The 8,591-nt window shown below is 73.4% G+C and carries 8 protein-coding genes; 6 read left to right on the forward strand and 2 right to left on the reverse strand.

All coding sequences use genetic code 11. The annotated features are described in order from the left end of the window. Nucleotides 1–5: 5 nt before the first annotated feature. Nucleotides 6–530, reverse strand: a complete 525-nt coding sequence (locus ABZ622_RS06560) for a GNAT family N-acetyltransferase (RefSeq protein WP_360540988.1) — start codon at nucleotides 528–530, stop codon at nucleotides 6–8. Between the two features lie 163 nt (nucleotides 531–693). Between ABZ622_RS06560 and ABZ622_RS06565 the strand changes: the two genes are divergently transcribed. Continuing rightward, complete coding sequence (locus ABZ622_RS06565) at nucleotides 694–1,593, forward strand: TIGR01777 family oxidoreductase (RefSeq protein WP_360540990.1); 900 nt, start codon at nucleotides 694–696, stop codon at nucleotides 1,591–1,593. A gap of 240 nt (nucleotides 1,594–1,833) precedes the next feature. Then, on the forward strand, nucleotides 1,834–3,135 hold the full coding sequence (locus tag ABZ622_RS06570; protein ID WP_360540992.1) for an NAD(P)/FAD-dependent oxidoreductase: 1,302 nt from the start codon (nucleotides 1,834–1,836) through the stop codon (nucleotides 3,133–3,135). Between the two features lie 187 nt (nucleotides 3,136–3,322). Here ABZ622_RS06570 and ABZ622_RS06575 read toward each other — a convergent pair whose 3' ends face one another. After that, nucleotides 3,323–5,041, reverse strand: coding sequence for a regulator (locus tag ABZ622_RS06575; RefSeq protein WP_360540993.1), 1,719 nt, complete (start codon nucleotides 5,039–5,041; stop codon nucleotides 3,323–3,325). A gap of 264 nt (nucleotides 5,042–5,305) precedes the next feature. Between ABZ622_RS06575 and lipB the strand changes: the two genes are divergently transcribed. From lipB to ABZ622_RS06595, 4 genes are all read left to right on the forward strand, one after another. Next, entirely contained in the window at nucleotides 5,306–6,118 is an 813-nt protein-coding gene (gene lipB / locus ABZ622_RS06580; protein ID WP_360540994.1) for a lipoyl(octanoyl) transferase LipB, read from the forward strand. Nucleotides 6,119–6,250: 132 nt separating this feature from the next. Next, nucleotides 6,251–7,216, forward strand: coding sequence for a lipoyl synthase (gene lipA, locus ABZ622_RS06585; RefSeq protein ID WP_360540996.1), 966 nt, complete (start codon nucleotides 6,251–6,253; stop codon nucleotides 7,214–7,216). A 340-nt stretch (nucleotides 7,217–7,556) separates the two neighbouring features. Then, nucleotides 7,557–7,757: a hypothetical protein gene (locus ABZ622_RS06590; RefSeq protein ID WP_360540998.1), complete on the forward strand. Its 201-nt coding sequence runs from the start codon at nucleotides 7,557–7,559 to the stop codon at nucleotides 7,755–7,757. Between the two features lie 19 nt (nucleotides 7,758–7,776). Beyond that, nucleotides 7,777–8,484 (forward strand): DUF4191 domain-containing protein, encoded by a 708-nt coding sequence (locus ABZ622_RS06595; RefSeq protein ID WP_360541000.1) that lies wholly within the window; start codon nucleotides 7,777–7,779, stop codon nucleotides 8,482–8,484. Nucleotides 8,485–8,591 lie beyond the last annotated feature (107 nt).

Here is an 8,591-nt window from a genome sequence, read left to right on the forward strand (position 1 = left end):
AAGTGTCACGGGGTGAGCGAACGGCCCATCATCACGTCGTCGACGTAACGCCCGTGCAGGAAGAACTCACCGGGCAGCACTCCCTCGACGACGAACCCCTCCGACTCGTACAGGGCACGCGCGGGCGCGTTGTGGCCGAGCACCCGCAGCGTCATCCGGTTCGCCCCGTCGGCTCGCGCCGCCGCGAAGGCGGCCCGCAGCAGGGTCCTCGCGACGCCCCGGCCGCGCGCCCATTCGGCCACGGCGAGGCCCTGTATCTGCCGGACATGGGTGTTGCAGGCCAGCGGGGTCGGCGGGACCAGCCTGAGGTATCCGGCCGGTCGCGGCCCGCCCCCGCCCTCCCCCGCCTCGGCCACCAGGATGCTCTCGGGCCGGTGGCGCTCGTCGAAGAACGGCTCGTACGGCGGCTGCGGCCTGGGCGTCACGGCGTGCAGCGTCGACCAGGTGGCGCGGTCGAGGTCGCCGAGCACGGCATCGTCGGCGAGGACGGCGGGGCGGACATGGACCGGGTGGGTGTGGGTCTCGGGCATGCGCGTCACTGTGCCACGGCGACCCTCGCCCGGTCAGCCCGGTTTCGCCGCCCGGTACGCCCCGATGACACGAGCACCCGCTGGGCCCGGCAGATGACAGACACGAGCACCCGCCGGGCCCGGCAGATGGGTCCGACGGGGCCGCTGGGGCAGGATGGACCCCATGCTGCACTCCCGTATCGCTGTCACCGGAGCATCCGGACTCATCGGAGCGGCGCTGGTGCGCTCGCTGCGGGCCGACGGGCACGAGGTGGTGCGCCTGGTACGGCGCCCGGCCCGGGCCGGCGACGAGGTGGAGTGGGATCCGGGGCGGGGGTACGTCGATGTGGCGGGCCTGGTGGGCTGCGACGCCGTCGTCCATCTCGCCGGCGCCGGGGTCGGCGACCACCGCTGGACCGCCGCGTACAAGCGGGAGATCCGGGACAGCCGGGTGCTCGGGACGGCGGCGGTCGCCGAGGCCGTCGCCTCGCTGGACGTACCTCCGAAGGTGCTGCTGTCCGGGTCCGCGATCGGCTACTACGGCGACACCGGGGACCATGCCGTCGACGAGAGCGCCCCTGCCGGTGAGGGTTTCCTGCCGTCCGTCTGCGTGGAGTGGGAGGCGGCCACGGCAGCCGCCCAGGAGGCGGGCGTACGGACGGTGCACGCGCGCACCGGTCTGGTCGTCGGCCGCGAGGGCGGGGCCTGGGGCCGGCTCTTCCCGTTGTTCCGGGCGGGGCTCGGCGGCCGGCTGGGCAACGGGCGGCAGTACTGGAGCTTCATCGCGCTGCACGACGAGGTCGCAGCGCTGCGCCACATCCTGGACACGGAGTCGCTGTCGGGCCCGGTGAATCTGACCGGCCCCGACCCGGTCACCAACAGCGAGGTGACGGCGGCAATGGGGCGGGTGCTGCACCGCCCCACGCTCCTCACCGCCCCGGCACCGGCGTTGCGGCTCGCCCTCGGTGACTTCGCGCAGGACGTACTGGCCAGCCAGCGGGTGCTGCCGGGCCAACTCCTCGACTCGGGCTTCGTGTTCGCCTTCCCGGGGATCGACGCGGCGATCCGCGCGGCCCTGCGCTGAGCGCGCCGCCGACGCGCTCCGCGAACGCACCGACACCCGCCGGTCCTGGACCCGGACACCACCCGCCGACGCGCCCTGCGCGCATTCGGACGGACATGCGACCCCGTGCAACGGTGCCCCGGGTGCGCGCGACTGCGTCTTTGCCGGCCGCCTTCCTACCCTCCTTGCGAACTCGGGCATTCCGGGGGTCTGTTGGGGGCAAGAGCCCCCCACCAGTTGCGCCGACTCGGGGAGGGGCACGTGCTCAGCACGGCACACCACGCGGACGTCGTCATCATCGGGGCCGGGATCGCCGGTCTGTCAGCCGCCCACCGACTGACCAGTGCAGGGGTAAACGTCAGCGTCCTGGAGGCCGGCCCCCGGGTCGGCGGCCGGATGACCACCACCGATCTGGACGGCTTCCGGCTCGACCACCTCGGCCCACTGCTCAGCACCTCCTACCCGGCCCTGCACGCGACACCGGGCCTCGAAGGGCTGGTGCTGCGCAACTTCGCCCCGGGGGTCCTCGTGCACAGCGAGGGCCGCCAGTACCGGACCGGCGATGTGCGGGGCGCGCGGGGCGCATTCAAGGCGGCGCGCGCCCTGGCAAGCGCCCCCCGTCCACCGATGGGCGGGCCCATCGACCAGGCCCGGCTGGGCGCCGCCCTGTCCCGGCTCGCCGCCACCCCGTCCGCCCGCATCCTGGCGCGGCCCGAACAGACCGCGCTCGCCGGCCTGTCCCACCGCGGCCTGCCCTCCCGCACGGTCAACGGCTTCCTGCGCCCGCTGCTCACCGCGCTGCTCAGCGACCCCGGACTCAGCACCTCCAGCCGGTGCGCCGATCTGGCGCTGCGGGGCTACGCCCGCGGCAGGCTGTGCGTGCCCGAGGGCGGCGCGGCGACGCTGCCCGAGCTCCTCGCGGCGGCGCTGCCGCCCGGCACCGTACGCACCGGGGTGCATGTCACGGCCGCCGACATCACCTCGGTCCGCACCAAGGAGCACGGCGAACTGGGCTGCCGTTCCCTGCTGTTGGCGACCGGTGCGGGCGCCGCCGCCGAGCTGCTGCCCGGTCTGCGGGTGCCGCCCTTCCACCCCGTGACGGTCGTTCACCACACCGCCCCCGCTCCCCCGCCGACCGGCGCCGCCCTGCTGCTGGACGCCGACCGCTCGGGCCCGGTCGCGCACACCGCGGTGATGAGCGCGGTCGACCCCTCGCGCGCCCCGCGGGGCCGTACGCTGATCAGCTCCACGGTGCTCGGCACCCCGCCGCCCGATCTGGACCGCACGGTCCGCGCCCAGCTGGCCGCCATGTACGGCACGCCCACGGACGGCTGGGAGCTGCTGGCCGCCCACCACGACCCGGAGGCGGTCCCCGCGATGCCGGCCCCGCACGATCCGCGCCGCCCGGTGCGGCTGCTGGCCGGCCTGTACGTGTGCGGCGACCACCGCGACACGAGCACGGTCCAGGGCGCCCTGTTCTCGGGCCGCCGCGCGGCCGAGGCGATCCTCACCGACCTGGGGGTACGGCCGGGGACGGGAACAGCGCTGCCCGAGGCGGCGTAGGGCCGTCCGGCGGCCCGGGGCGCGGGCTGTGGCCCGAGGCTCGCCCGCCGGTCCGGGGCGCGGGCTGTGGCTCCGGGCCCGTCCAACGGGGCGCGGTCGTGGCCCGGAGCCCGTCCACGACGCCCCGAGCCCGCCCACGACGCCCGGAGCCCGTCCACCCCCGAGCGGGCCGGTGGCCGCCCCGGGCTCAGCCCAGCGTGGCGACCCGCTCGCGGTAGCCGCGTACCGCGGCGGCGTCCCGGTACGGCTCCAGGCGCCGCTCGAAGTCCCGTACGTACTCCGTCGCCCGCACCGACCGCATCTCCGCGGCCTGCTGGGCGGCCTCGGCACCGAGCGCGCACGCCTGGTCGAGCTCGCCGAGCCCGAGCCGGGCGGACGCCAGCACCACCCGGCAGAACAGCCGGCTGCGGGCGTACGCCGGAGAGCGCAGCTGGAGGGAACGCTCCGCGTGCTGCGCCGCGGCCCGGTACTGCTGGAGGTCCCGGTGGCAGTGTCCGAACTCGTCGGCGAGCTGGGCCTCGTCGAAGTAGCGCGCCCAGTGCGGCACCTCGTCACCCGGGCGGGCGATCCCCAACGCGTGTTCCGCCCGCGCCAGCGAGGTGGTGCAGGGCCTGGCCTCGCCGAGCACCCCGTGGCCGCGCGCCTCGACGGCGTGCAGCAGGGCCTGGACGACCGGCGGCGCGGAGGAGCCGATGCCCTGCTGGGCCACCCGGGCCAGCTGTACGGCCTCCCTGCCGTGGCCGAGGTAGACCGCCTGCCGGCTCATGGTGATCAGCACGTAGCTGCCGTACGCGCGGTCCCCGGCGGCCTGGGCCAGCCGCAGCGCCTGGACGAAGTACCGCTGGGCCAGGCCGTGGGCCGCGATGTCGTACGAGGTCCAGCCCGCCAGCCGGGTCAGGTCGGCGGCGGCGGAGAAGAGCCGGCGCCCGGTGGCCTCCCCGTAGGTGCCGCGGAGCATGGGTTCCGTCTCGTGCTCCAGGTACCGGACGAGGGCCTGGCGGGCGTGACCGCCGCCGTAGGCGTTGTCGAGGGTGCGGAAGAGTTCGCCGACCGAGCGCAGGGCCGCGACGTCGCCGCCGCTGACCCGCTGGCCGGGGGTGCGTTCGGACTGCCGCTGCCGCGGGACGCCGGGGGTGCCCGGCAGCCCCGCTCCCGGCGGGGCCGGGGCCGTGGGAGCGGTGGGGGATCCCGGTGGTGCGGAGGGTCCGGACGGCCTGGAGGGTGCGGGCCCGCGAGCGCCTGCCCGGCCGCCCGCGCCGTGCACCCCGGCTCCGCCGTGCGTCCCGTACGGGACGCCGCGCGCTACCCCGGGAGCCCCGGGCCGCGTGGCACCACCGTGCTCGGCGGCCCCCGCCGTCCCACCGGCCCCACCGGCCCCGGCGGATCTGCCGGTCCCGGCGGCCTCGTGCGCCCCGCCGGTCCCGCCGTGCGTCCGGTGCGCGGGCTCGCCGCCCCGTCCTACCCACTCGTCGGCCCGGCCGATCAGCCAGTCCCGGCTGGGGACGACGAGCCCGGCCGGGGTGAAGGCGATCTTGCGCAGCTCCGCGTGGCTGCCCGAGTCCTTCCGCCACAGCCCGCTGACGATGTCGACCGCCTCCGCGGGCGTGGCCGCGAACTCCAGGCCCGCGTAGACCGGGGCGCATGCGTCGAGGCCCAGGTCCTGCGCGGAGAGTCGGCGACCGAGCCGCCGGGTGAAGACCTCGGCGATCAGCGCGGGGGTGGTCCCGCGGGGCTGCTGGCCGCGCAGCCAGCGGGTCACGGAGGTCTTGTCGTACCGCAGGTCGAGGCCGTGCTCCAGGCCGAGCTGGTCCACCCTGCGGGCGAGGCCGGCGTTGGAGAAACCGGCCTCGGTGATGAGCGAGGCGAGTCGGCGGTTGGGGGTGCGCTGCGGAGGTCGATCCGACATCAGCTGTACGGTCTCCTGCCTTCGGGGCCCGGCGGGCAGCCCTTATGGAACGGCGTGAATTTAGCGGCCTCCGCAGCAGTCGCAGCCACCTTCGCTTCACTTTCATCCGATCGTGTGAGGATTGAGGTCGGCGCTGACGGGAAGACCTGCCGGGCCACCGCCCGAGGGCCGGTCGTACAGTGGCCCGGGGCGTGATTTCAGTGCATGGTGGCGCGGCTCCGGGCACCCCCGGTTCCCGGCACCGCGAGTAGGGAGGCATCTGTCGTGGCTGAGCTTCGGTTCGTCCGGCTGGGATTCGGCGAGGAAGCCGTCGACTACCAGGAGGCCTGGCAGAAGCAGCGCGAGGTGCACGCGGCCAGATTCGAGGACACCGTCCCCGACACCTGTCTGCTGCTGGAGCACCCGCCGGTCTACACGGCCGGTCGGCGCACGACCGACAGCGAACGGCCACTGGACGGCACCCCCGTCATCGACGTGGACCGCGGCGGCAAGATCACCTGGCACGGCCCCGGCCAGCTGGTCGGCTACCCGATCCAGAAGCTGCCCCGCCCGGTGGACGTCGTCGCGCACGTCCGTCGGCTGGAGGACGCGCTGATCCGTACCGCCGCCGAGTTCGGCGTGGAGACCTCCCGGGTCGAGGGCCGCAGCGGCGTCTGGGTGCTCGGTGACCCGGTCGAGGACCGCCCGGCGATCGGCGGGCTCTCCCTCGACTTCGACCCGCGGCTGCACGACGAGGAGTTCGACGCCCGGCTGAACGGTCCGGAGTACGCCCCGTCCAACGCCGGCCAGCGCCGCGAGGACCGCAAGCTGGCGGCGATCGGCATCCGGGTCGCCAAGGGCGTGACCATGCACGGCTTCTCGTTCAACGTGAACCCGGACAACACCTGGTTCGACCGGATCGTGCCGTGCGGCATCCGGGACGCGGGCGTCACCTCACTGGCGTACGAGCTGGGCCGCGACATCACCATCGCGGACGTGCTCCCGGTCGTCGAGAAGCACCTCCGGGACGTCCTGGAGAACGCCGAGCTCGCCCCGCGCGCCGTCGAGCGCCCGGACGATGCCGTGGCCACGGCGTGACGCACGGATCACCCGGCGGGGAATAGGCCCTGCCGGCCACAGGTTGGCCAGACGTAAAGCCGTTTGAACCACGGGCGTACCCTGGTGTTCGCCGAAGAATCCAATGCAGTGAAAGCAAAGGGGAGTGCCGGAGTGTCCGCTGTCGCACCCGACGGGCGCAAGATGCTGCGCCTTGAGGTCCGGAACAGCCAGACCCCCATCGAGCGCAAGCCCGAGTGGATCAAAACCCGGGCGAAGATGGGCCCCGAGTACAACCAACTGCAGAAACTCGTGAAGAGCGAGGGTCTGCACACGGTGTGCCAGGAGGCCGGCTGCCCCAACATCTTCGAGTGCTGGGAGGACCGCGAGGCCACCTTCCTCATCGGGGGTGACCAATGCACCCGGCGCTGTGACTTCTGCCAGATCGACACGGGCAAGCCCGAGGCGCTGGACCGGGACGAGCCCCGCCGCGTCGGCGAGTCCGTCGTCACGATGGACCTGAACTACGCCACCATCACCGGCGTCGCCCGTGACGACCTGGAGGACGGCGGTGCCTGGCTGTACGCGGAGACCGTGCGCCAGATCCACGCGCTGACGGCGGAGCGGGAGGCCGGCCGCACCAAGGTCGAGCTGCTGATCCCCGACTTCAACGCGGTGCCCGAGCAGCTCGCCGAGGTCTTCTCCTCGCGCCCCGAGGTGCTCGCGCACAACGTCGAGACGGTGCCGCGGATCTTCAAGCGGATCCGCCCCGGCTTCCGTTACGAGCGCTCCCTGGAGGTCATCACGCGGGCCCGCGAGGCCGGCCTGGTGACCAAGTCCAACCTGATCCTCGGCATGGGCGAGACCCGTGAAGAGGTCAGCGAGGCGCTCCAGGACCTGTACGACGCGGGTTGCGAGCTCATCACGATCACGCAGTACCTGCGGCCGTCCGTGCGCCACCACCCGGTCGAGCGCTGGGTGAAGCCGCAGGAGTTCGTGGAGCTGAAGGAGGAGGCCGACGAGATCGGCTACTCCGGCGTGATGTCCGGGCCGCTGGTCCGTTCCTCGTACCGCGCGGGCCGGCTTTTCCAGCAGGCGATCGAGCGTCGCGGCGCGGTCGCCGCGGCGCCCACCGTGTGAATCCGAGCACAAGAAGCTACCGACAGGTAACCACTGTTCCGGCGCGGCCCGTACGCTCCCCGCAGGTCGGGGGCGCGTATGGGCCGCGTCGGCGTGCGCGGCGCCCATATCAAGGTTTCATTGGTGTTTGACCGACCGGTCATGCGCTGGTAACACCGAGCAGTGACGCTGGGTGCACACGACGCGGTGACCGGCAGCAGCCGTCCGGGCCGCTGCCGGCCCCGCTCCTCGCCCCCAGCGCCCGCCACCCACTTCGCGCAACGCAGTCCCGGGCAGTTCGGCCCGGGCAGCTGAGTCCACGCAACTCAGTCCGCACATCCGCTCCGAGGAGATTTCCACGATGCAGGCCGTGCCGGTACGCGCCACCGCCATCCCTTCCGTCACCGATGCCCTCCGTGCCGTCGAGTCGCTGTTCCTGAGCGGCGGCCAGCGCACCGCCCGCCGCAACGCCTGGAACGCCGTCCTGGAGGACCGGCGCCGGGCCAAGGACCGGGTCGAGGCCGAGTACGTACTGGAGGCCGCGGCCGACCACCGTTCCTAGGCCACGTAAACTTCTGTGCATGGCGAGGAAGGCAAAAACTGAAGGCGCGGACAGCGCCGAGAACGCGGGGCGGCTCAAGCAGATCGCCCTGACCTACAAGATGGCCAAGCGGTCCGACCCGAAGGTCGGTCTTGTCGTCGCGGGCGTGGGAATTGTCACCTTCGGTGTCCTCCTCGGGGTCGGCTTCCTGATCGACCACCCGGTCTACCTGGGCATCCTGGGCTTCGTACTGGCCCTCCTCGCGATGGCGATCGTCTTCGGACGGCGTGCCGAGCGTGCCGCCTTCGGGCAGATGGAGGGGCAGCCGGGCGCCGCGGCGGCGGTGCTGGACCGCGTGGGCCGCGGCTGGACGACGACACCCGCGGTCGCGATGAACCGCAGCCAGGACGTCGTCCACCGCGCCGTGGGCAAGGCGGGCATCGTGCTGGTCGGCGAGGGCAACGCAAACCGCGTGAAGCTGCTGCTCGCGGCCGAGAAGAAGAAGATGGCGCGCATCCTGGTCGACGTACCGGTGCACGACATCATCGTCGGCAACGACGAGGGTCTGGTGCCGCTGAAGAAGGTGCGCACCAAGATGCTGAAGCTGCCGCGGGTGCTCACCGGCCCGCAGGTGACCGCCGCCAACGACCGGCTGCGCGCGATGGGCGACCTGATGAGCAACATGCCGCTGCCCAAGGGCCCCATGCCGAAGGGCATGCGGATGCCGCGCGGCGGAAAGATGCGCTGACGCCAGCAGGCATGCGAAGAGGCGGGGCGCGAACCGATCCTAGTTCACCCCGTTGTCGTTGACGGTGCAGACCGCGGCCGGTGCCTTCACGGCCTGCACGGCGGCGG

Origin of the sequence: Streptomyces sp. NPDC007164, from assembly GCF_040634135.1 — a bacterium.
Lineage (GTDB): Bacteria > Actinomycetota > Actinomycetes > Streptomycetales > Streptomycetaceae > Streptomyces > Streptomyces sanglieri.